This window comes from Avibacterium sp. 20-129 (genome assembly GCF_026226845.1).
Lineage (GTDB): Bacteria > Pseudomonadota > Gammaproteobacteria > Enterobacterales > Pasteurellaceae > Avibacterium.
The window spans coordinates 170,342-193,589 of record NZ_JAKKOE010000001.1 but is presented as its reverse complement, the minus strand read 5'-3'; the positions used below and the strand labels follow the sequence as shown (position 1 = coordinate 193,589).

General features: G+C 39.8%; 25 protein-coding genes and 1 riboswitch. Of the genes, 10 read left to right on the top strand and 15 right to left on the bottom strand.

All coding sequences use genetic code 11. The features are described 5' to 3' along the window. Nucleotides 1-3: 3 nt before the first annotated feature. Nucleotides 4-798 (top strand): MOSC domain-containing protein, encoded by a 795-nt coding sequence (locus L5B90_RS00850; RefSeq protein WP_265761877.1) that lies wholly within the window; start codon nucleotides 4-6, stop codon nucleotides 796-798. Between the two features lie 74 nt (nucleotides 799-872). Here L5B90_RS00850 and L5B90_RS00845 read toward each other — a convergent pair whose 3' ends face one another. From L5B90_RS00845 to L5B90_RS00830, 4 genes are all read right to left on the bottom strand, one after another. Next, nucleotides 873-1,229 (bottom strand): type II toxin-antitoxin system PemK/MazF family toxin, encoded by a 357-nt coding sequence (locus L5B90_RS00845; protein ID WP_265761876.1) that lies wholly within the window; start codon nucleotides 1,227-1,229, stop codon nucleotides 873-875. Next, a complete protein-coding gene (locus L5B90_RS00840; RefSeq protein ID WP_265761875.1) occupies nucleotides 1,229-1,501 on the bottom strand; it encodes an AbrB/MazE/SpoVT family DNA-binding domain-containing protein in 273 nt (90 codons plus the stop codon). The genes L5B90_RS00845 and L5B90_RS00840 overlap by 1 nt, the downstream gene beginning before the upstream one ends. A gap of 148 nt (nucleotides 1,502-1,649) precedes the next feature. After that, nucleotides 1,650-2,519 carry a pirin family protein gene (locus L5B90_RS00835; protein WP_265761874.1) on the bottom strand — a complete coding sequence of 290 codons (870 nt, stop codon included), beginning with the start codon at nucleotides 2,517-2,519 and terminating at the stop codon, nucleotides 1,650-1,652. A 69-nt stretch (nucleotides 2,520-2,588) separates the two neighbouring features. Then, the gene (locus L5B90_RS00830) at nucleotides 2,589-2,828 is read right to left on the bottom strand and encodes a DUF896 domain-containing protein (protein WP_250350180.1); all 240 of its coding nucleotides are present in this window, start codon (nucleotides 2,826-2,828) and stop codon (nucleotides 2,589-2,591) included. Between the two features lie 151 nt (nucleotides 2,829-2,979). Between L5B90_RS00830 and L5B90_RS00825 the strand changes: the two genes are divergently transcribed. Continuing rightward, a complete protein-coding gene (locus L5B90_RS00825) occupies nucleotides 2,980-3,861 on the top strand; it encodes a LysR family transcriptional regulator (protein ID WP_265761873.1) in 882 nt (293 codons plus the stop codon). Between the two features lie 101 nt (nucleotides 3,862-3,962). Beyond that, complete coding sequence (locus L5B90_RS00820) at nucleotides 3,963-4,913, top strand: lactate/malate family dehydrogenase (protein WP_250350178.1); 951 nt, start codon at nucleotides 3,963-3,965, stop codon at nucleotides 4,911-4,913. 78 nt (nucleotides 4,914-4,991) lie between these two features. Here the strand turns inward: L5B90_RS00820 and ilvN are convergent, their stop codons facing one another. From ilvN to L5B90_RS00805, 3 genes are all read right to left on the bottom strand, one after another. Then, the gene (ilvN, locus tag L5B90_RS00815) at nucleotides 4,992-5,483 is read right to left on the bottom strand and encodes an acetolactate synthase small subunit (RefSeq protein ID WP_250350177.1); all 492 of its coding nucleotides are present in this window, start codon (nucleotides 5,481-5,483) and stop codon (nucleotides 4,992-4,994) included. Further along, nucleotides 5,483-7,201, bottom strand: a complete 1,719-nt coding sequence (locus L5B90_RS00810; RefSeq protein WP_265761872.1) for an acetolactate synthase 3 large subunit — start codon at nucleotides 7,199-7,201, stop codon at nucleotides 5,483-5,485. Before L5B90_RS00810 ends, ilvN begins: the two co-directional genes overlap by 1 nt. Before the next feature lie 266 nt (nucleotides 7,202-7,467). Then, nucleotides 7,468-8,991, bottom strand: coding sequence for a Na+/H+ antiporter NhaC family protein (locus L5B90_RS00805; protein ID WP_265761871.1), 1,524 nt, complete (start codon nucleotides 8,989-8,991; stop codon nucleotides 7,468-7,470). Between the two features lie 96 nt (nucleotides 8,992-9,087). After that, nucleotides 9,088-9,263: riboswitch (Lysine riboswitch) on the bottom strand. Between the two features lie 275 nt (nucleotides 9,264-9,538). On the opposite strand from L5B90_RS00805, the gene L5B90_RS00800 reads away from it, so the two are divergent. Both L5B90_RS00800 and purU read left to right on the top strand, forming a co-directional pair. After that, the gene (locus tag L5B90_RS00800) at nucleotides 9,539-9,943 is read left to right on the top strand and encodes an H-NS family histone-like protein (protein WP_265761870.1); all 405 of its coding nucleotides are present in this window, start codon (nucleotides 9,539-9,541) and stop codon (nucleotides 9,941-9,943) included. 75 nt (nucleotides 9,944-10,018) lie between these two features. Next, nucleotides 10,019-10,855, top strand: a complete 837-nt coding sequence (purU, locus tag L5B90_RS00795; protein WP_250350173.1) for a formyltetrahydrofolate deformylase — start codon at nucleotides 10,019-10,021, stop codon at nucleotides 10,853-10,855. A gap of 42 nt (nucleotides 10,856-10,897) precedes the next feature. On the opposite strand, the gene L5B90_RS00790 is transcribed toward purU, so the two are convergent. Next, nucleotides 10,898-13,012, bottom strand: coding sequence for a TonB-dependent receptor (locus L5B90_RS00790; RefSeq protein ID WP_265761869.1), 2,115 nt, complete (start codon nucleotides 13,010-13,012; stop codon nucleotides 10,898-10,900). Between the two features lie 146 nt (nucleotides 13,013-13,158). Here L5B90_RS00790 and L5B90_RS00785 point away from each other — a divergent pair, with 146 nt between their 5' ends. Continuing rightward, nucleotides 13,159-13,671: a PepSY-associated TM helix domain-containing protein gene (locus tag L5B90_RS00785; protein ID WP_250350171.1), complete on the top strand. Its 513-nt coding sequence runs from the start codon at nucleotides 13,159-13,161 to the stop codon at nucleotides 13,669-13,671. A gap of 47 nt (nucleotides 13,672-13,718) precedes the next feature. Here the strand turns inward: L5B90_RS00785 and hemA are convergent, their stop codons facing one another. Then, entirely contained in the window at nucleotides 13,719-15,023 is a 1,305-nt protein-coding gene (gene hemA / locus L5B90_RS00780) for a glutamyl-tRNA reductase (protein ID WP_250363075.1), read from the bottom strand. Between the two features lie 145 nt (nucleotides 15,024-15,168). Then, nucleotides 15,169-15,870, bottom strand: a complete 702-nt coding sequence (gloB, locus tag L5B90_RS00775; protein WP_250363076.1) for a hydroxyacylglutathione hydrolase — start codon at nucleotides 15,868-15,870, stop codon at nucleotides 15,169-15,171. Nucleotides 15,871-15,887: 17 nt separating this feature from the next. Between gloB and L5B90_RS00770 the strand changes: the two genes are divergently transcribed. From L5B90_RS00770 to nrdB, 4 genes are all read left to right on the top strand, one after another. Beyond that, on the top strand, nucleotides 15,888-16,625 hold the full coding sequence (locus L5B90_RS00770; protein WP_250363077.1) for a class I SAM-dependent methyltransferase: 738 nt from the start codon (nucleotides 15,888-15,890) through the stop codon (nucleotides 16,623-16,625). A 102-nt stretch (nucleotides 16,626-16,727) separates the two neighbouring features. Further along, on the top strand, nucleotides 16,728-18,497 hold the full coding sequence (gene ycaO / locus L5B90_RS00765) for a 30S ribosomal protein S12 methylthiotransferase accessory factor YcaO (RefSeq protein ID WP_265761868.1): 1,770 nt from the start codon (nucleotides 16,728-16,730) through the stop codon (nucleotides 18,495-18,497). A 135-nt stretch (nucleotides 18,498-18,632) separates the two neighbouring features. Next, on the top strand, nucleotides 18,633-19,061 hold the full coding sequence (locus L5B90_RS00760) for a YhcB family protein (RefSeq protein WP_265761867.1): 429 nt from the start codon (nucleotides 18,633-18,635) through the stop codon (nucleotides 19,059-19,061). A gap of 150 nt (nucleotides 19,062-19,211) precedes the next feature. Next, the gene (nrdB, locus tag L5B90_RS00755) at nucleotides 19,212-20,342 is read left to right on the top strand and encodes a class Ia ribonucleoside-diphosphate reductase subunit beta (RefSeq protein ID WP_250350165.1); all 1,131 of its coding nucleotides are present in this window, start codon (nucleotides 19,212-19,214) and stop codon (nucleotides 20,340-20,342) included. 202 nt (nucleotides 20,343-20,544) lie between these two features. On the opposite strand, the gene L5B90_RS00750 is transcribed toward nrdB, so the two are convergent. The 5 genes from L5B90_RS00750 to L5B90_RS00730 all read right to left on the bottom strand — a co-directional run bounded on the left by L5B90_RS00750 (nucleotide 20,545) and on the right by L5B90_RS00730 (nucleotide 23,243). After that, entirely contained in the window at nucleotides 20,545-20,769 is a 225-nt protein-coding gene (locus L5B90_RS00750) for a helix-turn-helix transcriptional regulator (RefSeq protein ID WP_265761866.1), read from the bottom strand. 82 nt (nucleotides 20,770-20,851) lie between these two features. Next, nucleotides 20,852-21,100 carry a class I ribonucleotide reductase maintenance protein YfaE gene (yfaE, locus tag L5B90_RS00745; protein ID WP_250363082.1) on the bottom strand — a complete coding sequence of 83 codons (249 nt, stop codon included), beginning with the start codon at nucleotides 21,098-21,100 and terminating at the stop codon, nucleotides 20,852-20,854. A 173-nt stretch (nucleotides 21,101-21,273) separates the two neighbouring features. Continuing rightward, a complete protein-coding gene (gene dapB / locus L5B90_RS00740) occupies nucleotides 21,274-22,086 on the bottom strand; it encodes a 4-hydroxy-tetrahydrodipicolinate reductase (RefSeq protein ID WP_250363083.1) in 813 nt (270 codons plus the stop codon). A gap of 12 nt (nucleotides 22,087-22,098) precedes the next feature. Further along, a complete protein-coding gene (locus L5B90_RS00735; protein ID WP_250363084.1) occupies nucleotides 22,099-22,734 on the bottom strand; it encodes a LysE family transporter in 636 nt (211 codons plus the stop codon). Then, nucleotides 22,734-23,243 carry a phosphatidylglycerophosphatase A family protein gene (locus L5B90_RS00730; protein ID WP_250363085.1) on the bottom strand — a complete coding sequence of 170 codons (510 nt, stop codon included), beginning with the start codon at nucleotides 23,241-23,243 and terminating at the stop codon, nucleotides 22,734-22,736. Before L5B90_RS00730 ends, L5B90_RS00735 begins: the two co-directional genes overlap by 1 nt. Nucleotides 23,244-23,248: the final 5 nt, after the last annotated feature.

Here is a 23,248-nt window from a genome sequence, read left to right as displayed (position 1 = left end):
ACAATGAAATTACAGCATATTTACCTATACCCCATCAAATCAACACAAAGCTATGAAGTGGCACAAGCGGTAGTTCAACCGCAAGGACTTAATTTTGACCGCACCTTTATGCTTACCGAACTAGATGGCACCTTTATCACCGCACGCAAAGAGGCGGAACTTTATCATTTCCACGCGTTGCCGACACCGCTTGGCTTATATATTCAGCATAAAGACGGTTCAGCAATTCAAGTTCAATATACGGATTTTCAACAAAGCCAAGCCTGTGAAGTGTGGGGGAATGAATTTAACTCGTTGCTTGCACCACAAGAAATTAATCAATGGTTTAGCGAAAAAATCGGTCGTGCTGTGCAACTGCGCTGGACAGGCGAACACACGCAACGCACAATCAAACGCTATCCCGATCACCCGCTCTCTTTTGCAGACGGCTACCCACTTTTACTCACGACTACCGCCTCATTTAATGCCGTACAGCAAGCTTGCCCAAGCCCAATTTTCCCCCTTCAATTCCGCCCAAATGTAATCATTGATGGCATCATCCCCTTTGAAGAACAACAATGGGCTGAAATTCAAATTGGTGAAGTCAAATTCTTACACAGTAAACCTTGCGAACGCTGTGTGCTTACCACACGTAACCCAATCACTAACCAAACAGATCCTAAAATGGAACCTTTCCGCACACTGAAAAAACTTAACCGCAACGAACAAGGCGCACCACTTTTCGGCATTAATTTAATTCCATTAAATACCGGCGTTATTCGCGTGAATGATCAAGTGAACATTTTAGCATTGAAATAAATTGAAATAAAAAAGTGCGGTGGTTTTTAGAGAAATTTCTCTTAAAACCACCGCACTTTTATACATAACTCATTTTATTGAGGATCAATAAGATCAACTAATTTCATTACTACTTCGTCTATTAAATGAGGTTCTGCCACCGTAGCAAATTTTGCATTACGAGCGTTCAAATCAAGAGAACGTATTTGGTGACAAAGAATAACGCCAGTTACCGCTCCTGATTTAGTACTCGCACCATCTAATACTACGGTAACACTTTGCGAACGAGCCGCCTTTCCACCACTAGAGATAGGGCAACAAATTGCCACACCTAGCGCTTTATTTAATACTTGCTCCGAAATTACAATAAAATAATGAGGCTTGCGTAGCTCTCGCCCTAAGCTAGGATCGGGATCAACATACCAAATTTCTCCCTTTTTTGGCACGCGCATTACCATACTTCTTTACCTTGTGCTGAGCTTTCCATCATTTCTGCGACATCCTTGTTTAACGCTGTTATTTCTTGACTATCAATGCCTTCTAATAACTGAGCAAGATTTTTTCGCCCTTTAGGCTGACGCTTAACAGCACTTAACACGACGGTTTCATTTTTTGTTTCAATATTTAACACATTGCCCGCTTGCCAGCCCATTTGAACAGCAATTGAATTGGGTACCGTTAAAATAATCGCCCCACCTTGTTGTCTTAATCTACCTTGCATCATATTTTCCTTTGTTCGTGTTACTTTGTAACACATCATAAAGAAATTTTACTCACTCCACAATCAAATTCATTCTGAATCAAAATAAAAAGTGCGGTGGTTTTTAGAGAAATTTCTCTTAAAACCACCGCACTTATTCAGTGATTGAGGATTAATGAATATTACCAAACTCGCCTTTGTTAAACGCGTTGAATTTTTCGATTAATTCTTCGCGGGTGTTCATTACAAACGGGCCATAGGCGGCAATTGGTTCATTAATTGGTACGCCACTGAGTAAAACCATTTTGACGTTTTCCTCACCTGCGGTGATTTTGACTTCACCGCTTTCTTGATTGAAAATCACCAATTCGGTTGGTGCAGCACGATCGCTATCATTAATCAGCGCCGTTCCACGCAATGCTACCAGCATTAAATGATGGCTTTCTGGTACGTTAATGGTTACGCTGTGGTTCGCATTAATGTCCATTTCCCACATATTTAACTCGGTAAAGGTACGGGCAGGCCCTTTTACACCATCCAGCTCCCCTGCAATAATGCGTGCTGTACCCGCATTATCAGCAAAGTGATAAGTTGGAATATCTGCCGCTTTAATGCTTTGATAGCCTGCTGGGGCATTTTTATCTTTCGCTGGCAAATTTACCCAAAGTTGTAACATTTCAAAAGTTCCGCCTGTTCGGCTGAAATTTTCGCTATGAAACTCTTGGTGAACAATTCCATTTCCTGCGGTCATCCATTGCACATCACCTGCTCCAATCACGCCACCGTTGCCATCGCTATCGCGGTGTTCTACTTCACCTTGCAACGCAATCGTAACGGTTTCAAATCCTGCGTGTGGATGTGCGCCTACGCCTCTTGGCGCGCCGTTATGTGGTTTAAATTCCATTGGCATTGCATAATCTAGCATCAAAAATGGGCTAGTGACTTTGTCTTGTTGGCTATGTGAGAATAATGGTGACACATAAAAACCATCGCCAACCCAGTGTTTTTGTGGTGCGGTATAAACTCGATTTACTGTACGCATAATTTTTTCTCCTAAATTTGATAAATTCTGTTTTTTGTGATGCCCTGAATATTCAGGGCGGTGAGTTCATTAATAAGTCGCTACTTGCATTCCATTACGTTGCGCTTCACGCAATTTAGTTGGGGTAACATCATTGCCCTCTGGATCAACCACACTGACCGTGGATAAAATATTGGTCAATTGTCCACGGATTGCGGCTAAATAACGCTGACGTAACGCACTACGCTCATTTAATTCAGCTTCAGAAAGTGCGGTAACTTTTGCTTTACGGGCTAATTCGTTAATTCTATCTAATTCTAAAATACGCATTTTCTTTCTCCTTGTTGTTAGAAGCTGTTAATAATTCATTTTATATGTGAGTTATCAATAGCCTCTAAATGTTTGCTTATTTCTTGTGGCGTAGTTTATACTTGTTCCATACATCAAACAATAATCAAAAATAAAACCCAAGGTTCTATTTATGCAACAAATTGATCTCAATGATATGCGCTTTTTTGTGAGCGTGATCCAATCTGGTAGCTTAACCCAAGCTGCTGAACAATTAAATGTGCCAAAATCGCGTTTAAGCCGTCGTTTGACGGAGTTAGAAAATCAGCTCGGTAGCAAGCTGCTTGATCGCAATCGCAATGGGGTACGATTAAATGATCTTGGTGAACATTTTTACCAACACGCCTTACTCGCTGTGGAAGCTGCCGAAAGTGCGGTAAATTCTGTGGCAAATTGTTTAGCCACGCCTCGTGGTTTACTACGTATTTCGGTTTCCAGTGAGATTTTACGTTATTGGCTCACCCCACATTTATCACACTATTTACAGCAACACCCTGATGTTGAGCTGAACATTACAATGGAAAATCGCCGTGCTAATTTATTGCAAGAAGGGGTGGATATTGCCTTACGCATTGGGGATCTTGACCTTGATGACGTGGTAGCAAAGCATCTTTTTGATATTTCTTCTGGAATTTATGCCTCGCCAAATTATTTAAGTAAAAATGGCGTCCCACAAACACCACAAGAATTGAAAAGCCACCGCCTGCTGCATAAAAGTGATGGCAAAAATTGGCTGTTCAAGCAAGGCAATCAACGGGAATTGATACAAGTGAAAAAAGCTTTGCAAGCTAATGATGCGGCGGTATTAGCCCAATTAGTGGAAGATGACTACGGTATTGCCCTGTTGCCTGAATTGCCCGATTTAGTTCAACCCAATTGGCAAAAGTTATTACCTGATTGGCAACTCGAATCAGCGCCTTTATATGCAATTTATTACAAAAATCGCGGGCTTGCGCCAACAGTGCGAACATTTGTTAATTTTTTAAGCGAAATCGCAAAAAATTGGCAAAAATAATACCGCACTTTTTATTCAACCATTGAGCAAGAGAAAGAGATAAAGTAAGATTAACGCCTTTTTGAAAACAACCTAACACATAATAAATACAGGAAAACACAATGAAAGTTTCAATTATTGGCGCAGGCGCAGTGGGCGTAGGCATTTGTAATTATCTTCTTACAATGGGTGAATGCCAAGAAGTGGTCTTGGTCGATCTGAATAAAGAACGTACCCGTGGCGAACAATTGGATTTCAGCCATACCAGTGCGTTAACTTTCGCGAAAAATACCAAAATTATTGCGGGAGAATATGAAGACACGCGTGATAGCGACGTGGTGGTGATCACGGCGGGCGCGCAAATTAAAGTGGGACAAGATCGCTTAGAAATCGGTCATATTAATGCCAAAATCGCCGTGGATATTGCCCGCCAATTAGAACACTATACCCCAAACGCGATTCTCATTGTGGTGACCAATCCCTGTGATATTCTGACCCATTTTATTATTCGTAACACCAACTTCCCCGCACACCGTGTGATTAGTGCTGGTTGTGTAGTGGATACGGCGCGAATGATGAAAATTATTGCTGATAAAGTCAAAATCGATCCGAAAAACGTGTTCGGTTATGTAATGGGGGAACACGGTGCAAATAGTTTTATTCCTTGGAGTATCGTGAATATTGCTGGGCAAAAAATTGATGATTTTTGTCAGCAAAATGATGTGCCAATGCTCGACCCTCAAGAACTGCTTAACGCAACCAAAGCCATTGGTTTGGAGGTATTCAGTTTAAAACTCAACACCAACCACGCCATTGCTGCTAGCGTGTTCCGTATTATTCGGGCGATTAGTATTAATGAATATTCTGTGTTGCCCGTTGGCACGATGCTCAATGGTGAATACGGTTTACAGGATGTGGTGATCAATGTGCCGATGGTTATCAGTAATAACGGTGTAGAACACATTTTGAAATACAAACTTCCTGCCAATGAACTTGAGCAACTTCACCAATGTGCCAACGCTTTACGCCAAGTGGTCGAAAAAGTGGCTGAAAGCACAGGGTTGAATTGTTAATGATAGATCAAGAGGATTGATCAAAAAAGTGCGGAAAAAACCACCGCACTTTCTTTTTGTTGCTTTTTACTAGGTTTCCTATAAGCAATTTTTCTCGCCGCGAGATAGGCTAATCAACCCTGAGCGAACAATTTCAATCAATGCACTTTCTTCTTTTAATGCTTTCACGAAAGCATCAAGTTTATCTTTCGTTCCCACAAGTTGAATGGTGTAAGATTTGGTGGTAACGTCCACAATTTGTCCACGGAAGATTTCCGCTAAACGTTTTAACTCATCGCGGGAACTGCCTTGCGCACGCACTTTCACCAACATTACTTCACGCTCAACGTGTTCGCAATCACTTAGGCTTATCACTTTAAACACGTCCACCAATTTATGCAGTTGCTTTTCAATTTGCTCCAGCACTTGCTCATCGCCGTAAGCCTCAATGGTCATACGAGAAAGAGTGGGATCATCAGTAGGTGCAACCGTCAAACTTTCAATATTAAAGGCTCGTTGAGAAAACAAGCCAACCACGCGGGATAACGCCCCCGATTCATTTTCTAATAATACTGATAAAATTCTACGCATTAGGCTTTCTCCGGTTTGGTTAAAATCATTTCGTTCATTGCGCCACCACGCACTTGCATTGGATAAACGTGTTCGGTTTCATCGACTTTAATATCAACAAACACTAATTTATCTTTAATGGCAAAGGCTTGTGTCAATTTCTCTTCCAATTCCTCTGGCTGATCAATTTGGATACCGACGTGTCCGTAAGATTCTGCCAACTTCACGAAATCAGGCAACGAGTTCATATAAGATTGTGAATGGCGACCTGAATAAATTAAATCTTGCCATTGTTTCACCATACCTAAAAAGCGATTGTTTAGGCTAATAATTACCACCGGAATGCCATATTGTTGTGCGGTGGAAAGCTCTTGAATATTCATTTGGATACTGCCATCTCCGGTTACGCAAACCACCGTTGCTTCTGGATGAGCCAATTTCACGCCTAATGCCGCAGGTAAGCCAAAGCCCATTGTGCCAAGCCCACCAGAGTTGATCCAATGACGAGGTTCATCAAAAGGATAATGCAGGGCGGCAAACATTTGGTGTTGTCCCACATCAGACGCCACATAAGCCTCCCCCTTAGTTAAGCGATAGACGGTTTCAATCACTTGCTGTGGTTTAATCACGCCACTATGACGATCAAAATCTAAGCACTTCACCGCTTTCCACTCATCAATTTGTTTCCACCAATCAGTTAGATCGGCTTGAGATTTCGCTAAATTATCTTCTTCCAATAAGGCTAATATTTCTTGTAATACATTTTCTGCACTGCCTACAATGGGAATCGCGGCGGGAACATTTTTAGAAATAGACGTTGGATCAATGTCAATATGCACAACTTTTGCATTCGGGCAATATTTCGCCAGATTATTGGTGGTACGGTCATCAAAACGTACGCCAATAGCAAAAATCAAATCACTGTGATGCATCGCATTATTCGCTTCGTATGTACCGTGCATTCCTAGCATACCTAAGAATTGTTTATCTGTACTTGGAAATGCGCCTAATCCCATTAAAGAAGAGGTAACCGGCAAATTCAACTGTTTAGCAAATTGAGTAATTTGTTCACTGCAATTTGCGGTGATCGCCCCGCCACCAAGGAAAAGCACTGGTTTTTTTGCAACAAGTAAGGCTTTCAAGGCTTTTTTAATCTGCCCTTTATGCCCTTGTACCGTAGGATTATAAGAACGCAAGTGAATTTCTTGCGGATAAGTATAAGTATATTTATTTGCAGGGTTTACCACATCTTTCGGTAAATCAATCACCACAGGACCGGGGCGACCTGTGGAAGCAATATAAAAGGCTTTTTTAATAATTTCAGGCAAATCTTCTGCACGTTTAACTAAAAAACTATGTTTCACCACAGGGCGTGAGATCCCAACCATATCGCATTCTTGGAAAGCATCACTCCCGATCAAACCTGACATCACTTGTCCTGAGATCACCACCAAAGGCACTGAATCCATATACGCGGTTGCAATGCCTGTAATCGCATTGGTTGCGCCCGGACCTGATGTTACTAACACGCACCCCACTTCCCCTGTGGAACGTGCATAGCCGTCTGCCATATGCACCGCGGCTTGTTCGTGACGAACCAAAATATGCTCAATGCCACCTAGCGTGTGAATGGCATCATAAATATCTAACACCGAGCCACCGGGGTAGCCAAACACAAATTTTACGCCCTGATCACGCAAGGATTGCACAACCATTTCCGCACCTGATAATTTCTTCATTGTTACCTCGCAAAAATTTACGGAATTTCCACCGCACTTCTGTTTTTCATTAACGATGATTATTTGTAACGGATTGAGAATGGCTTGTCTAGCAAGATTTTAGTGGGTAATCAGAAATAGAAAAGAATAAAACGCCAAAAATTTCAAAATTACAATATTTTATAAAATAAAACTCAACAAAAAATAAAAAAATGCGACAATATGCCGCATTTTATAAAATAGACGAAATAAAATTTTATTTCTTATTTTGTGATCGAGATCACATTTTAACGTCTTTTAAATAAGAAGATTAATGCCACCAAGGTGATTGCTGTCGCAATAAAACCAAAGATCCCTGATGCGGTATAACCCACCACAAGATAGCCCACAATGGTTGCAGCGGCTAAGGTTAAAGCATAAGGTAACTGCGTCGTAACGTGATCCATATGGTTACATTTTGCCCCAGTGGAAGACAAAATTGTGGTATCCGAAACAGGCGAACAGTGATCACCGCAGACTGCACCAGCCATTACGGCTGAAAGGCAAGGCAACATTAATTCTGGCGCTGCATTTGCAGCAATCGCGGCAGCAATTGGCAACATAATTCCGAATGTTCCCCAACTTGTTCCCGTTGAAAATGCCATTACAGAACCTAATATGAATAATAATGCGGGCAACACTGCCACAGGTAAGTTACCCGAAACAAGGCTAGATAAATAGGTCCCCGTTTTCATATCGCCAACAACATTGTTGATTGTCCAAGCGAAGAATAAAATTAAAATCGCACCAAGCATTGATTTCACCCCAACGACCCAAGATTTTGCGTATTCCGCAACACTCACTTGGCGATCAATCAAAATGCAAAGCGTCGCAACAATGACCGAAGCACAGCCGCCAACCACAAGAGAAATCCCTACGGTGGTATTTTCAAACGCTCCTAACAAGGAAAACGGTTTTCCTTCTGCGGCAAGAGCTTCATTTCCTGTGTGCAACATCATAAATACTGTCGCACCAATTAACGTAATAATTGGTAAGATCAAGTTACGAACGTGGCCTTTTACCCCCACTTGCTCATCTTGCTCTTCTTCTACTCTCTCAAGAGCGAGCTTTTCGTGCCTTGCCATTGAGCCAATATCAAAGGAAAAATACGCGACAAAGAACACCATTAAAATGGAGAAAATCGCATAGAAATTCATCGCGCTCATTGCCATAAATGCCCCAATTGGTGTGTAATCGGTAATCGCATAGGTCGCCAACAAGCCAGAAATTAAGGTAATGATATAAGCCCCCCAACTTGAAACAGGCATAATCACACACATTGGCGCAGCCGTGGAATCCAAGATATACGCCAATTTCGCACGAGAAACATTAAATTTATCCGTAACAGGACGAGCAATCGCGCCCACCGCCAGGCTATGGAAATAATCGTCAATAAAGGTAACAAACACCAAGGAGGCGGCCATTAATTTTGCACCTCGACGATTTTTAATCCGCTTTTGCGCCCATTCAGCAAAAGCACGGTTACTGCCTGACACCGTTAAGAGTGCGGTTAAAATGCCTAATAGTAATAAGAATAAAATGATGTTGATGGTATCAAAATTCCACCCATCATCACCATACACTAAAGATTGCACCGTATTCTTTAAATAAATGGCTGCGTTTGTAATGTTGAAATCTGCCAACATTAACGAGCCAATTAAGATACCAATGCTTAAAGATAAAATGACTTTACGCGTAAAAATCGCCAATAATAAGGCTAACAGGGGCGGGACAACCGACCAAATTGATGTGGAATAATCTAACAGTTCCATTATTGTTCTACCTAAGAATAAGGGAGAACCACTGAAGTTTACTATTTTAAAGAAAGGTAAAAATTTAAAATAAAAAGGCAGGCACAATTGCCCAACCTAACCAGTAGCGCTCCATAGTGATAAAAAAGACTATGACAGTAACGTTTCTTTCGAAAACGTTCCCAACCAATTAAAACGACTTTTAATTGATTTCGGCAACTATTCCTTTCCTTTTTCCTCATCGTTATCCACTCAGAAAAAATACTTATAATAGTTGCTCCTCTACATAAGTAGGATCTCGCAAAGATTACAATAAGCAACAAAAAATGCAAGCATTATCCATAAAAAAGCGATCACTTTTTCATTAACTCCCACTTAATACGACGCAAAGGATTGCGTTATAAAAAAATGAAATTGAGACAAAAAATTTGGAAAATAATACCGCACTTTTATAAAGGAAATAAAGCACATTCAATATTAAATAACATTCTCTATTTACCTAGAATAATATTTTCGTTATTATATCGGCGTTCTTATTAATTTAATATTATGATTTAGGAGAAGTAAAATGAGTGATTTATTAAAATCATTAAGAAATATTCGTAGTTTACGCGCTGTTGCAAAAAATCTAAATGTAGAACATTTAGAAGAAGTCTTAGAAAAAGTAAAAACAGTTCTTGAAGAAAAACGTCAAGAAGTCGCACAAGCTGCACAGCAAGAAGCAGAAAGACTAAAAGCACTTGCAGAAGTACATCAATTTTTAAAAGAAAAAGGGATTGCGCCTGAAGATTTAATTACAGAGCAAACTGCTACCCCGAAAGCCGTACGTCAAAAACGTCCTACTCGTCCAGCTAAATATCAATATACTGACGAGAATGGCAATATAAAAACTTGGACGGGTCAAGGCAGAACACCTTCTGTTATTCAACGTGCCTTAGATGCTGGAAAATCATTATCTGATTTTGAACTTTAATTTATAAAAAAGTAAAGCTTATTGGCTTTACTTTTTTTTCATCTCAAAAACCTGATCCCATACAATATTATGATTATGCGAGAAAATAAAATTCTGCTAACTGATTGCCCTGATGATAAAGGACTTATTTCAAAAATAACCAATATTTGTTATAAACATCAACTCAACATTATTCATAACAATGAGTTTGTGGATTTTGAAACAAAACATTTCTTTATGCGTACCGAATTGGAAGGTATTTTCAATGATGAAACCTTGCTTGCCGATTTAACCTTTAATCTGCCAGCGGGAACAAATTGTCAATTAATAAGTAAAAAAAGAAAACGTATTGTTATTTTAGTGACCAAAGAAGCCCATTGTCTTGGTGATCTTTTAATGAAAAATTACTACGGTGGTTTAGATGTTGAAATTGCCGCTGTAATTGGCAATCACGATAACTTAAAATGTTTAGTAGAACGTTTTGATATTCCTTTCCATTGTATTAGCCACGAAGGATTAACACGCGTTGAACACGATAAATTATTAGCGGAAAAAATCGATCAATATTCGCCAGATTATATTGTGTTAGCGAAATATATGCGGGTATTAAACCCTGAATTTGTCGCCCGTTATCCAAACCGAGTAATTAATATCCACCACTCTTTCTTGCCAGCATTTATTGGCGCAAGACCTTATCATCAAGCTTATGCACGTGGCGTAAAAATCATTGGTGCAACCGCGCATTTCATCAATAATGAATTAGATGAAGGTCCAATTATTATGCAAAATGTCATTAACGTGGATCATACATACAGCGCCGAAGCAATGATGCACGCAGGACGTGATGTAGAAAAAACCGTCCTCACCAAAGCCTTAGAGCTTGCCTTACAAGATCGGATTTTTGTTTATAAAAATAAAACAATTATTCTCTAAACATAATGCGGTGAGCCATCAGCACCGCATTGATTTGATTAATTAAAAGGTATAAGTCAAACGTAAATTAAAGGAACGCGGATTACCGGGCATTGCATCGGAACGCCAATAAGCTTTATTAAATAAGTTCGACACAGCCAAGGTAATATTGACAGGATTCAAATTATACCCCACCATCGCATCAACACGAGTAAAACTTGGTAGAATAGTTTGTTTATTGTTATTGAAATAATAGCGTTTTCCTAAGTGCGTTATCCCTGTTTCTAAATAGAATTTTTCTGTTGGCACATAACGCACAAATAGGTTACTTGTGAAATTGCCGGTATTATTCAAAGTGCGGTTGTTATTTTGCGGATATTGTTTATCTTCCTTAATTTTTGCTACCATCCAGCCTACTGAAGAACGGATATACCATTTCGGTGCAAGCTGCCCTAATAGGCTTAATTCCACACCTTTAGATTGATCTTTTCCACGCACAGCCCAAACATCAAGAACATCTTTATTAGGACGATAACGAATATTACGGCGTTCTAATTGATAAGCAGATAAGGTTGTACTTAAGGTTTTATCAAACCAATCGCTCTTAATGCCCACCTCATATTGTTGATTATATTCTGGTGAGGCATTAAATACGTCTTTTTGATCCGTGCTAATCCCTAAATAACCACGCCCTCCATAAGGTGAGAAACTGCGATTAAACGATGCGTAAAGCGTATGTTCTGGTGTAACCTCCCATACAACGCCTACATTCGGGCTGAAAGAATGCCCTTTTGTATCACGGCGTTCTTGCTTAATATTTATAGAGTTAAAACGATAAAAATCGTAACGCCCGCCTAGTAGCACTTTTAAGTTATCGGTTAATAAAATTAAATCCTGTACAAAAATACCTGTACTATACGCTTTATGGCGATTATCTACCGTAGCGTTTGGGTGCTGACGAGCCGGCCATTGATGTCGGCTGAGAAAAGGATCAATTTCTTGATTGCGCAAAACAGCCAAAATAGGGTGGCGTTCTTCCTGACTATAATCTAGCCCAATTGTTAGTTTATGTTTAAGACTAGCCATATCAAATTCACCATTAAAGGTAACATTATTGGTGAATGTTTTATTACGTGTTTTTTGCCATGCATAGCTTTGCTTTAATTTTTTATCTGTTGCCGAATAAGTTCCTGCAAAATAATGATCAAAATCCTGATCTGCTTGACGATAAGCAAGCTGCCAATTTACTAGCCACTGATCATTAATAAAATATTTGAGATCCGAACGCCAAACTTGCAATTTATCATCGACATAATCCCCATCACGGAAAAAGCTATTTCGATAGCCTATTCCCATTTCATCATAAACAGATTTAGCCGGATTGCGATCTGGAATACGCCATTGATAATCGTAGGTATATTGCCCAACCCATTGCAGACGCCCATCATCACTTTGTAGGCTAATGCTTGGGGAAAACATTCTCCCTTTATTTCTTACCTCATAGCGATAAGCCTCTGCGGCAGACAGCTCACTAGTTAAACGCACTGCAACATTTTCATTAATTTTTTGGTTCACATCTAAATTTAAACTACGACTATTCCAAGAACCATAGGTTACACCAATATTTCTGCGGGTTGTAAAATTAGCAAATTTACTGACCATATTGATCACGCCACCACCATTACTACGTCCATATAAAATTGACGATGGGCCTTTTAAAATCTCAACCCGTTCAATATTAGCAGTACTACGGCGAACTTGCCCGCTCTCACGAATCCCGTCACGATAAATATCACTCGCATCAGCCTGAAAACCACGCAAGTAAATATTTTCACCACGCATATCATAGGTGGCATCAATCCCTGCATTTCCCTCCAAAATAGAACTCAAATCATTAGTTCCATAATTTTTGTTTTTCTGAATGTTAATCACATCAACGGTCTGTGGCATTTCTTTGATCGTAAGAAGATTGCGTGTTGCCTGTGCTTCTTCATACCCCACATATCCCTTTGTGTTGGCAGTTTCCTGTGTGGTAACAACATCAATCGTTGGTAACACGGCCATATACTCTGTCGATGAAAAGATTTGCTCCGCATATAACACCTTGCTAGAACAAACACTTATAAATAAAAGTGCGGTGGTTTTTAAAGGAAAACTTAGAGGGCAAGCTGATTTCATAAATTAGAACTCCTTATCTATTGAACAACAGCCACCTATTTTATTGATAATAATTATTAATTCAATAAATAATAATTATTTTCATTTACATAGTGAAGAAAATTTCTATATAATCACCGCATCTTTAACTTCCAGCTAACATACAAATGAGCAAAACAACAGCAAAATGGATGCGGATTTTGCACCGCTATTTTGGATTTTTATTATTAGTGATAATGTCGATTTATGCGTTTACTGGTATCGTTTTAATCTATCGAGATACCAACATTTTCAAACGTTCAGTCTATATAGAAAAAACCATTTCCCCTCAACTCAATGCGCAACAGCTTGGGCAGAAATTACGCATAAAAAATTTATCAATAACTGAAAAAAAAGGTGATGTGTTCTATTTTCAGCAAGGGGAATATCACCTCGAAACGGGTGAGGTAAAATATCACTCAATGGAATATCCAAGCTGGCTTGCTGAGCTTAACCGTCTACACTTAAGCAATTCACAATATCCCTATTCTTGGCTCACTACCCTCTTTGGCATTTCCCTACTTTTTTTCTGTGTGAGTTCTCTGTGGCTTATTCCGGGTTCAAGGAAAATGCTAAAACGTAGCTTATGGTTTATTCTGAGCGGGGCAATAATGGCACTGGTTGTGATTTTGACTGATTAAAAAAGCAGGAAAACAACGTACGGTGCAAAATAAGGCAATGCTTCGCCTTATTTTTGTTTTGCTTGGATTTCTTGAGAAAATGCTTGTAAGCCTTGGGCGTTGCCTGATTTCACCATTGCTTGCATTGCTTGGGTTGGTGTGTGAATGAGTTTATTTGTGAGTTTATAGCTTAATTCTTGCAAAATTTGCTCCGCACTTTCTCCTTGCTGTAACGCACTCAACGCTTTTTCTAACATTTCTTGGCGAGTTTGCTCCGCTTCTTCACGGTAGCGACGGATTAAATTCGAAAATTGATGCACCTTGAGCCATTCAAAAAAAGCGTGGTTTTCTTCATCAATAATTTGCTCAGCCTCGGCAGAAGCTTGTTCACGCTGGCTGAGATTGCGCTGAATGATATTTTGCAGGTCATCCACAGTATAATGATAAACGCTTTCCACTTCCGCTGCGCTTTCCTCTACATCACGTGGCACGGCAATATCCACAATCAACATTGGATTATAACAACGCTTTTTCTGCGCTTGTTGTACCATTGCTTGGCTGATTAAGATCGTTGGGCTACCCGTTGAGCTAATCACAATATCGGCTTGATCTAATCCTACTTGAAGTTCATCTAACGCTAACACACGGATTTTCTGCGTGGACTCAAGTTTTTCCACCAGTTTTTCGGCACGAGCAAGGGTACGGTTGGCAATGGTTAGGCTTTTCACACCGTGACGTAATAGATGACGGGCGACCAATTCAATGGTTTCCCCTGCCCCCACAAGCAAAATGTTAAGCTGACGTAGGCTATCAAAAATTTGACGGGCTAACGTGCAAGCGGTGTATGCCACAGACACGGCATTTTCACCGATACGCGTTTCCGTACGTACACGCTTTGCCGTTGAAAAGGTCTTCTGGAATAAACGCGAAAACTGGCCAGAAATCGCCCCCTGATGTTGTTGATAGTAGTCTTCACTCAGCTGATAAGCTTGTTTCACTTGACCTAAAATTTGTGGTTCACCCAACACAAGGGAGTCTAACCCGCACGCCACACGCATTAAATGTTGTGTAGCAAATTGGTTTTGTTTGACATAAAGGCAATGGCTAAGTTCTTCTTTATCGATCTGATGAATTTCGCTAAGCCAATCAATACATTGGCGTTGCCACTGTGCATCATTTTGTGGGGAAATGGCTTTGTTATGAAAATACACTTCTGTGCGGTTACAGGTGGATAAAATCACCGCACTGTCTGCTAAGGCCGATTGCTCAATTTGTTGCAATGCCTGCTGACGTTTTTCATCAGAAAAGGCGACTTTCTCACGCAATGCGATAGAAGCGGTTTTATGGTTTATGCCTAAAACAAGAATTGTCATAAATTAATTGAAATTTGACCGCACTTGCGGTCAAGCCCCCACAAAATAAAAAAGAAAAATAAAAACTTGCCCATTCTAAGCAATTATTTGCCGTTGAGCAAATAGGATCACGCTTTCATAGCAAAAAGGAAAACCTTTGTTTAATTTAATCCTGATCTTTTAATTTTCGCCATTGGGTAAATTGAGTCAAATTTTCCGCTTGCAAGAAAGGATTAATCTGTTTTTCTCGTGCTAATGTGGTTGGTAAGGTTGGCTGATGCTGTTCACGCAAGGCAGACATTTTCAGCGCATAATCCGTCAAAAATACCGATTTTGGCAACACTTTCTGGGCAAAATGTAAATTGCTCAACGTATATTCGTGCGCTGGGCAAACTATGGTGCTATCAGGAAGTGCTTTGAGGCGTTGGAGAGAATCAAACATTTGCGCATAATCGCCAGTAAATACCCGTCCGCAGCCACCAGAAAATAACGTATCGCCACAGAATAAATGCCCGTCCAGCAAAAAACTCACGTGATTTTCCGTATGTCCCGCAGAAGGCAAAACTTGGATTTGATAATGCGCGGTGTGAATTTCTCCTTCATTAATAATTTGTGTAGCTCCTAACTGTGCGGTTTCTGTTGGGCCAAACACAGGCACATTCGGATAATGCTGTTTAAACTCGGCTAAACCACCCACGTGATCACTATGTTTATGGGTAAGTAACACCGCTTCTACCTCAAGCTGATGTTGCCGTAAATAAGCAAGCAAAGGCGCACTTTCTGCGATGTCGATCACAATTACAGGCAAATTCTCTCGTGCATACAGCCAAATATAGTTATCATTAAGTGCAGGAATGGGAACTAACATATTGATCCTTATTAAAAATGAACTGGAATATCCCTTGTAACACAACACATCCGTGCCAAATACCACTGAGCTGGCAACAAGTGCCACAAGGTGCGCGTTATTGTAGCCTAATTCAGCAATATTTAACAAAGCACTTTGCACAAATTACGGGGGATTATTGCCTGAAATTAGGGGCGTTAAGTGCGGAAGTGGCTTATTATCCTTGTGATCAACACATTATCGTGGGCGAAAAAATTCCGCAAAATTTGACCGCACTTTCGCAATGCCCGCATATTGAGTTAGTCCAAGCTCGCCCCACCGCCTTGCCTTTTGTTGAAGGGTATTTTTCTGCCTGTTTGTTCGCGCACGGTTTGCATTTTACTGCCAATCCGCACCAAGTATTACGCGAAATTACTCGCACACTAAATCAAGAAGGGATCTTATTCCTTTCATTATTTAATCCATTCAGTGTCTTTTCGCTTAAGCAATTTTTTCCTTTTAGGAAAAATACCGTATTTTTTAAACCTTATTTCGTTACTCGAATTGTGGATTGGCTGAGCCTACTTAATTTTGAGTTACTCGATCAGCAATGTTTGTCCTTACAAGGTCAATCCCGTTATTTTGGTGATATTATGATGATCGTGGCACAGAAACGGACTTTGCCAATGACCTTGAATGCGCAAAGATCCCCCTTTTCCCCAACATTAACCCCTACCAACGCCTTTCAACAAGCAACGAAAACAGAAACGATCATTAAGACCAACTCATTGAAATAATGAGCAGTTCTTGATTGATGGCAAGATTTTTCCTTGCTGAATAAGGAAAACTTGCCTATTATGCACGGTTCAATCTTACTTGCTCTAATTGGAGAATACGAAATGACCGAACAAACTTTTATTCCCGGTAAAGATGCCGCTCTTGAAGATAGCATTGCAAAATTTCAACAAAAATTGACCGCACTTGGTTTTCATATTGAAGAAGCCTCGTGGCTCAATCCGGTGCCGAATGTTTGGTCTGTACATATTCGTGATAAAGATTGCCCACAATGCTTTACTAACGGTAAAGGCGCAAGTAAAAAAGCGGCGCTTGCCTCTGCCTTAGGTGAATATTTTGAGCGTCTTTCCACCAATTATTTCTTTGCCGATTATTACCTTGGGAAAGATCTTGCCAATGCCCCTTTTGTACATTATCCCAATGAAAAATGGTTCAACATTGAAGATGAAGATCGCCTTCCTGAAGGCATTCTTGATGACAATTTATTAGCTTATTATGATCCGAATGGCGAACTGACGCCCGATTTATTGATCGATCTGCAATCTGGCAATGGGGAACGCGGTATTGTGGCAATGCCTTATGTGCGTCAATCAGATAACCAAACGGTGTATATTCCACAAAGCATCATCGCAAATCTTTATGTTTCCAATGGAATGTCCGCAGGAAACAGTTTGTTTGAAGCTCGTGTACAAGGACTATCAGAAGTGTTTGAGCGCTATGTAAAAAACAAAATTATTGCAGAGGCCATTAGCTTACCCCGCATTCCGCAAGCGGTAATGAATCGCTACCCTGCGGTGCAAGAAGCCATTACGACACTTGAGCAAGAAGGATTTCCAATTCTTGCTTATGATGCCTCCTTAGGCGGAGCGTTCCCTGTAATTTGTGTGGTACTGCTCAATCCCCAAAATGGAACTTGCTTTGCCTCTTTTGGCGCACACCCTAATTTTGGCGTGGCATTAGAACGCACAGTGACCGAATTATTACAGGGGCGTAGTTTGAAAGATCTTGATGTATTCACGCCCCCTTCTTTCAATAATGATGATGTTGCAGAACACGCCAATTTGGAAACCCATTTTATTGATTCAAGTGGTTTAATTTCTTGGGATTTATTCAAACAAGAAAGTGATTATCCTTTTGTGGACTGGGATTTTTCTGGCACAACAGAACAAGAATATCAAAATCTGATGACAATTTTCCAAGCGCGCAAACAAGAAGTCTATATTATGGATTATCATCATTTAGGTGTGTACGCTTGTCGGATTATCGTACCGGGAATGTCGGATATTTATCCAGCAGACGATTTAATTTACGCCAATAACAATATGGGAATGGATTGGCGTGAGATCTTGCTTGATCTCCCTCATTTCCACCACGATCAAGATACTTATCAAGAATTACTTGATGAATTAGATGAACAAGGCATTGATGATGCTACCCGTGTACGTGAATTTATCGGTATTGTGCCACCGCCAAAATCTGGCTGGGCAACCTTGCGTATTGGTGAACTCAAAGCAATGCTCTATCTTGCCACTCAAGATCGAGAAAATGCCTTAGATTGGGCAAGCTGGACACTAAATATGAACCAATCCGTATTTACCCCTGAGCGAGCAAATTATTACCGCTGTTTAATAAACAGTCTTGAATTATTCCTTGATGAACAGCGCGATCCTGCTCAGTATCGTACTGTATTTGAGAAAATGTATGGTAAAAGTGCGGTAGAATTTGCTTGGAATGCGATTCAAGGTGGTAATCCATTCTATGATCTCTTAGCAGATGATGAACATTTACAACAATTCGACGCCCACCAAAAATTACTTAATGCCTATCATAAATTGCAAAAAGCCAAAACAGCCTATTGGCAAAATGCGGTTTAAGATAACATAGCAACATAAGGCGTGCGATTGCCGCCTTATTTCGCCAATGTATTTTTTTGTGATCTGCGCCAAAGAAATAAATTGAAATTAAGGTTATGATACAAAAGGTTCTTTTCTTACCATAAGGAGTTTTTTATGCAAAATTGGACACCTGAAATGTGGCAACCTGCCCTAATTGGTTTAGTTGTAGGTTTTGTCCTCGCTTATCTATTATTACGTTTCACTAAGGATTCCGTGAAGAAACAAGTGAAAACGGAAACTGAATTACAAAAAGTAAAATCAGAATTAGATCAACAAAAACAGCATTTAGAAAAACATTTTTCTGAAAGTGCAGATTTATTGAAAACCCTTGCGCAGGATTATCAAAAACTGTATCAACATTTAGCCACCTCTTCCGTACAACTCTTGCCTCAATTAGAAGGCAAACCACTCTTTAAAAACCAGCTTGAACAGAAAAAAATAGAAGAAACTGCAACGAAAGGAGAATCAGAAAATCGTACAGAAGAAAATGCCCCAAGAGATTATTCTGAAGGGTCTTCTGGCATCTTAAAAGCAGAAAAATAGCCTTTAAGATTTTCTAACCCTTTGAAAAACGGTGAGTTTTAAAATAATTCACCGTTTTTATTGTGCGTTCATATAAAACCCATTAAACGAATCAAGTTTTTGATGTAAAATACGAGTTATTCTCAATTAAAAAGATGTAAGGATATTTCTATGGCATACACCACTTTCTCACAAACTAAAAATGATCAGCTCAAAGAGCCGATGTTCTTCGGGCAAAACGTCAATGTTGCCCGTTACGACCAACAAAAATATGAAACCTTTGAAAAACTAATTGAAAAACAACTTTCATTCTTCTGGCGTCCAGAAGAGGTTGATGTGTCGCAAGATCGCATTGACTATGCCGCATTACCTGAACACGAAAAACATATTTTTATCAGTAACTTAAAATATCAAACTCTGTTGGATTCCATTCAAGGACGTAGCCCAAATGTGGCGTTGTTACCGCTGGTTTCCATTCCTGAACTAGAAACTTGGATTGAAACCTGGACATTCTCTGAAACCATTCATAGCCGTTCATATACCCATATTATTCGTAATATCGTTAATGATCCGTCTATTGTTTTTGATGATATTGTTACCAATGAAGAAATCATCAAACGCGCAAAAGATATTTCTGCCTATTACGATGATTTAATCCGCGATAGCCAGCTTTACGGCCTTTATGGTGAAGGCACTTACACCGTAGATGGCAAAGAATGCGTGGTTAGCTTGCGTAATTTGAAAAAACAACTTTACCTTTGCCTAATGAGCGTAAATGCCTTAGAAGCGATTCGTTTCTATGTCTCTTTCGCCTGTTCTTTCGCCTTTGCGGAACGCAAACTGATGGAAGGAAATGCCAAAATCATTAAATTTATCGCACGTGATGAGGCCTTACATTTAACAGGCACACAGCACATTCTAAATATTATGGCAGCAGGACAAGATGATCCCGAAATGGCTGAAATCGCTGAGGAATGTAAACAAGAGGCTTATGAATTATTCCTCGCTGCCGCCGAACAAGAAAAAGAATGGGCTGATTATTTATTTAAAGACGGCTCAATGATCGGCTTAAATAAAGATATTCTAGTACAATATGTGGAATATATTACCAATATTCGTATGCAAGCCGTTGGCTTACCCTTACCTTTTGAGGCGCGCTCCAATCCAATCCCTTGGATCAATGCGTGGTTGGTGTCTGACAATGTACAAGTTGCCCCACAAGAAGTAGAAGTAAGCTCTTATCTCGTGGGTCAAATTGATGCTAAGGTTGATACCAGCGATTTTGGTGATTTTGATTTATAAGGATTTTGCAAAAATCTAGAGCTAATCTAGGGTATGTTGCTATTTGCATAATCTGGCTAAACATAGACAAAATCCCCACAAAACAAGACAAACTGTACAGAGAATAGCTAGAATATTCTCAAACCAATTTAAAGAAGTTTTGTAAGATTTGGGGATTTTGGCCTATTAAACCGTTGGCAACACACCCTAATATAGCCTTTTCTTATGATCTCATTTTAGTGAGTAAATCTTTAGAAATCGGCACTAATCCCAATTCAAATCCAAAAGGTTTGAATACTTGATTAATGGTTTCAACGCTGTAATTTCCTTTATCATTTTCTATATTAGAAAGGGTTTGTCGTGAAACCTTCACCATCTTCATATATTGTTGTTGATTCACCCCGAGCATTTCTATGCGTAATTTACGCAACGCTTGCCCTTGTGTCATTTTACCTAATAACAATACCTTGATAATTTCATTTTTAACATTAAGTCTTTTGGCAAATAAATCAGCAAAAAAACACCGCTCTTTATAACTCTAGCTCTAAATCACTTTCTACTTGGCAGCAGCAAAGTAATACTTCATCTTCATTCACAAAAGCAAGTGGCGGTTCATTATAATGGACGTTACCCTTTTTTATTTTTGTACGACAAGCCCCGCAATAACCAGAACGGCATTGATATTCAGGATAAATACCATTAATTTCTAGCTTTTGTAAGAGTGGTATTTCATTATGATGTTCAAGAATGATTTTTTGTTTTAATAGGGTAATTTTCATTTCTTATCAAAGAAGAATATTAGAATCATATTTCAAAATCAGCGTGGGCTTTACTGGATGGTATTTTTAACCATTTTTATCGCCATTTAGATAATGACATTAGGATAAAATAAAGTGCGGCATCTTTTTCAAAAATTTAGAAAATTCTCACCGCACTTTTAAATCAACGAGGATCAAAGTTCATTCAGACTCAGCACATCTGTCATATCAAACAAGCCCTGTTCTTTACCTGCAAGCCATTTTGCGGCGCGCACTGCCCCATTAGCAAAAGTCATTCGGCTTGAGGCTTTGTGAGAAATTTCTACACGTTCACCAATATCTGCAAACCACACACTATGTTCACCGACAACATCACTGGCACGAATTGTAGAAAAGCCGATTTCATCACGTTTACGCTCACCCGTAATCCCTTCACGGCAAAATACCCCGTGAGTTTTGAGATCACGCCCCAAGGTTTTCGCAATATGTTCCCCCATTGATAACGCTGTGCCTGATGGTGCGTCCACTTTGTGGCGGTGGTGGGCTTCAATAATTTCAATATCACAATAATCGCCCATCACTTTGGCGGCTTTTTCAAGTAATTTAAACACTAAATTAACCCCGACACTATAATTAGAGGCAAAGACAATCGCAATTTGCTCCGCGGCTTTGTTAATAGCCTGTTTCCCTGCATCGTCAAATCCTGTCGTTCCAATCACCATTTTTTTCTGATGAGCAAGGCAAAACGCAAGATGCTCTAAGGTTCCTTCTGGGCGTGTAAAGTCAATCATCACATCAAAATGATCTTTTTCTGCATTTAAATCATCAGATACTTTCACGCCAAGTTGTCCAATTCCCGCCAATTCACCCGCATCAGTTCCGACTAATGATGAACCTTTGCGTTCAAACGCTGCACCTAATTCTACGCCTTCTGCGTTATGTACGGCCTGAATTAATTGGCGTCCCATACGGCCACCAGCCCCTACCACGGCAATTTTTAATGTCATTTTCTACTCCTGTTACGAGGTGATTTCAATAATGGTGGTTAAGCCCGAATAAATCAGTTCACCACCGAAAAAGAGGAAAACAATTCCCGCAAAATTGTCAATATAGCGATTGTAGCGATTATAAAAATCACGAACGATTTTACGCGAAAAGAAAAATGCAATTAAGATAAAATAAAGCACACTTTCCAAGGCTAATAGGAGAATAATCAACATAATTTCTGTATTATTTGATATGCTTGCCATAAAGCCTGACATCACACTACTAAAAAAAACGATCACTTTAGCATTGCTCAGATTGATCAATAATCCTTTCATAATTTCACGTGAAATAGGGTGATGTATTTCTTGATGTGGTTTTAGCGTGGCTAGCTGTGCATTTTTCGTTACTTGCAACATCTTGATACCACAATAAGCTAAATAACCTCCCCCTAAACACATAATAATATACTGTACGAGGTAATTGGTTCGATTAATTATAGCTAGCCCAAAAATAACTAAAGTCGCCCAAAATAAAATACCGAATCCAATACCTATTGCGCCTGCAATCGCATTACGCTGACTTTCACTGGCCGCTTTGCGACTTACATAAAAGAAATCTGGCCCCGGGCTAAGTAAACCAACAAGATTAACGAATAATACGGTCCACATTAAATAAGGCTCCCCATAACAACAGATAAACAAAGATGTATTGCGATAATGCTATAACTTGCTGCCAGTACATCATCAATCATAATGCCAAAGCCGCTTTGCAACTTACGATCAAAATAGCGGATCGGATAAGGTTTTAAAATATCGAAAACACGAAATACGGCAAAACCTATTGTACACCATAGCACATTGATTTCTGGTAACACAGCAAGCACCATAAAAATACCAACAAATTCGTCCCATACTATCGCACCGTGATCGTGTACGCCCATATCATCAGCAGTTTTCTGGCAAATAACGCAACCTGCAATAAAACAGAGTGCGGTGAAAAAAAGAAAGATTTTTAACGGCATTACCTGCAAAAGTGCCGCACCGATTAATGTGGCGGCTAAACTTCCCCAAGTTCCGGGGGCGGGACGAAGCAAACCTGAACCAAACCCAACGGCAAGCAAGTGAATTGGGTTCGTTAATCGCAGAGAATGACGTGGATCTTGTTGAATTTTTTGCATAATCT

What these genes read in the sequence shown, in the direction of transcription:
- L5B90_RS00850 (WP_265761877.1), top strand. Translation starts at nt 4, where the DNA reads ATGAAATTACAGCATATTTACCTATACCCCATCAAATCAACACAAAGC.
- L5B90_RS00845 (WP_265761876.1), bottom strand. Translation starts at nt 1,229, where the DNA reads ATGCGCGTGCCAAAAAAGGGAGAAATTTGGTATGTTGATCCCGATCCT.
- L5B90_RS00840 (WP_265761875.1), bottom strand. Translation starts at nt 1,501, where the DNA reads ATGATGCAAGGTAGATTAAGACAACAAGGTGGGGCGATTATTTTAACG.
- L5B90_RS00835 (WP_265761874.1), bottom strand. Translation starts at nt 2,519, where the DNA reads ATGCGTACAGTAAATCGAGTTTATACCGCACCACAAAAACACTGGGTT.
- L5B90_RS00830 (WP_250350180.1), bottom strand. Translation starts at nt 2,828, where the DNA reads ATGCGTATTTTAGAATTAGATAGAATTAACGAATTAGCCCGTAAAGCA.
- L5B90_RS00825 (WP_265761873.1), top strand. Translation starts at nt 2,980, where the DNA reads ATGCAACAAATTGATCTCAATGATATGCGCTTTTTTGTGAGCGTGATC.
- L5B90_RS00820 (WP_250350178.1), top strand. Translation starts at nt 3,963, where the DNA reads ATGAAAGTTTCAATTATTGGCGCAGGCGCAGTGGGCGTAGGCATTTGT.
- ilvN (WP_250350177.1), bottom strand. Translation starts at nt 5,483, where the DNA reads ATGCGTAGAATTTTATCAGTATTATTAGAAAATGAATCGGGGGCGTTA.
- L5B90_RS00810 (WP_265761872.1), bottom strand. Translation starts at nt 7,201, where the DNA reads ATGAAGAAATTATCAGGTGCGGAAATGGTTGTGCAATCCTTGCGTGAT.
- L5B90_RS00805 (WP_265761871.1), bottom strand. Translation starts at nt 8,991, where the DNA reads ATGGAACTGTTAGATTATTCCACATCAATTTGGTCGGTTGTCCCGCCC.
- L5B90_RS00800 (WP_265761870.1), top strand. Translation starts at nt 9,539, where the DNA reads ATGAGTGATTTATTAAAATCATTAAGAAATATTCGTAGTTTACGCGCT.
- purU (WP_250350173.1), top strand. Translation starts at nt 10,019, where the DNA reads ATGCGAGAAAATAAAATTCTGCTAACTGATTGCCCTGATGATAAAGGA.
- L5B90_RS00790 (WP_265761869.1), bottom strand. Translation starts at nt 13,012, where the DNA reads ATGAAATCAGCTTGCCCTCTAAGTTTTCCTTTAAAAACCACCGCACTT.
- L5B90_RS00785 (WP_250350171.1), top strand. Translation starts at nt 13,159, where the DNA reads ATGAGCAAAACAACAGCAAAATGGATGCGGATTTTGCACCGCTATTTT.
- hemA (WP_250363075.1), bottom strand. Translation starts at nt 15,023, where the DNA reads ATGACAATTCTTGTTTTAGGCATAAACCATAAAACCGCTTCTATCGCA.
- gloB (WP_250363076.1), bottom strand. Translation starts at nt 15,870, where the DNA reads ATGTTAGTTCCCATTCCTGCACTTAATGATAACTATATTTGGCTGTAT.
- L5B90_RS00770 (WP_250363077.1), top strand. Translation starts at nt 15,888, where the DNA reads ATGAACTGGAATATCCCTTGTAACACAACACATCCGTGCCAAATACCA.
- ycaO (WP_265761868.1), top strand. Translation starts at nt 16,728, where the DNA reads ATGACCGAACAAACTTTTATTCCCGGTAAAGATGCCGCTCTTGAAGAT.
- L5B90_RS00760 (WP_265761867.1), top strand. Translation starts at nt 18,633, where the DNA reads ATGCAAAATTGGACACCTGAAATGTGGCAACCTGCCCTAATTGGTTTA.
- nrdB (WP_250350165.1), top strand. Translation starts at nt 19,212, where the DNA reads ATGGCATACACCACTTTCTCACAAACTAAAAATGATCAGCTCAAAGAG.
- L5B90_RS00750 (WP_265761866.1), bottom strand. Translation starts at nt 20,769, where the DNA reads ATGACACAAGGGCAAGCGTTGCGTAAATTACGCATAGAAATGCTCGGG.
- yfaE (WP_250363082.1), bottom strand. Translation starts at nt 21,100, where the DNA reads ATGAAAATTACCCTATTAAAACAAAAAATCATTCTTGAACATCATAAT.
- dapB (WP_250363083.1), bottom strand. Translation starts at nt 22,086, where the DNA reads ATGACATTAAAAATTGCCGTGGTAGGGGCTGGTGGCCGTATGGGACGC.
- L5B90_RS00735 (WP_250363084.1), bottom strand. Translation starts at nt 22,734, where the DNA reads ATGTGGACCGTATTATTCGTTAATCTTGTTGGTTTACTTAGCCCGGGG.
- L5B90_RS00730 (WP_250363085.1), bottom strand. Translation starts at nt 23,243, where the DNA reads ATGCAAAAAATTCAACAAGATCCACGTCATTCTCTGCGATTAACGAAC.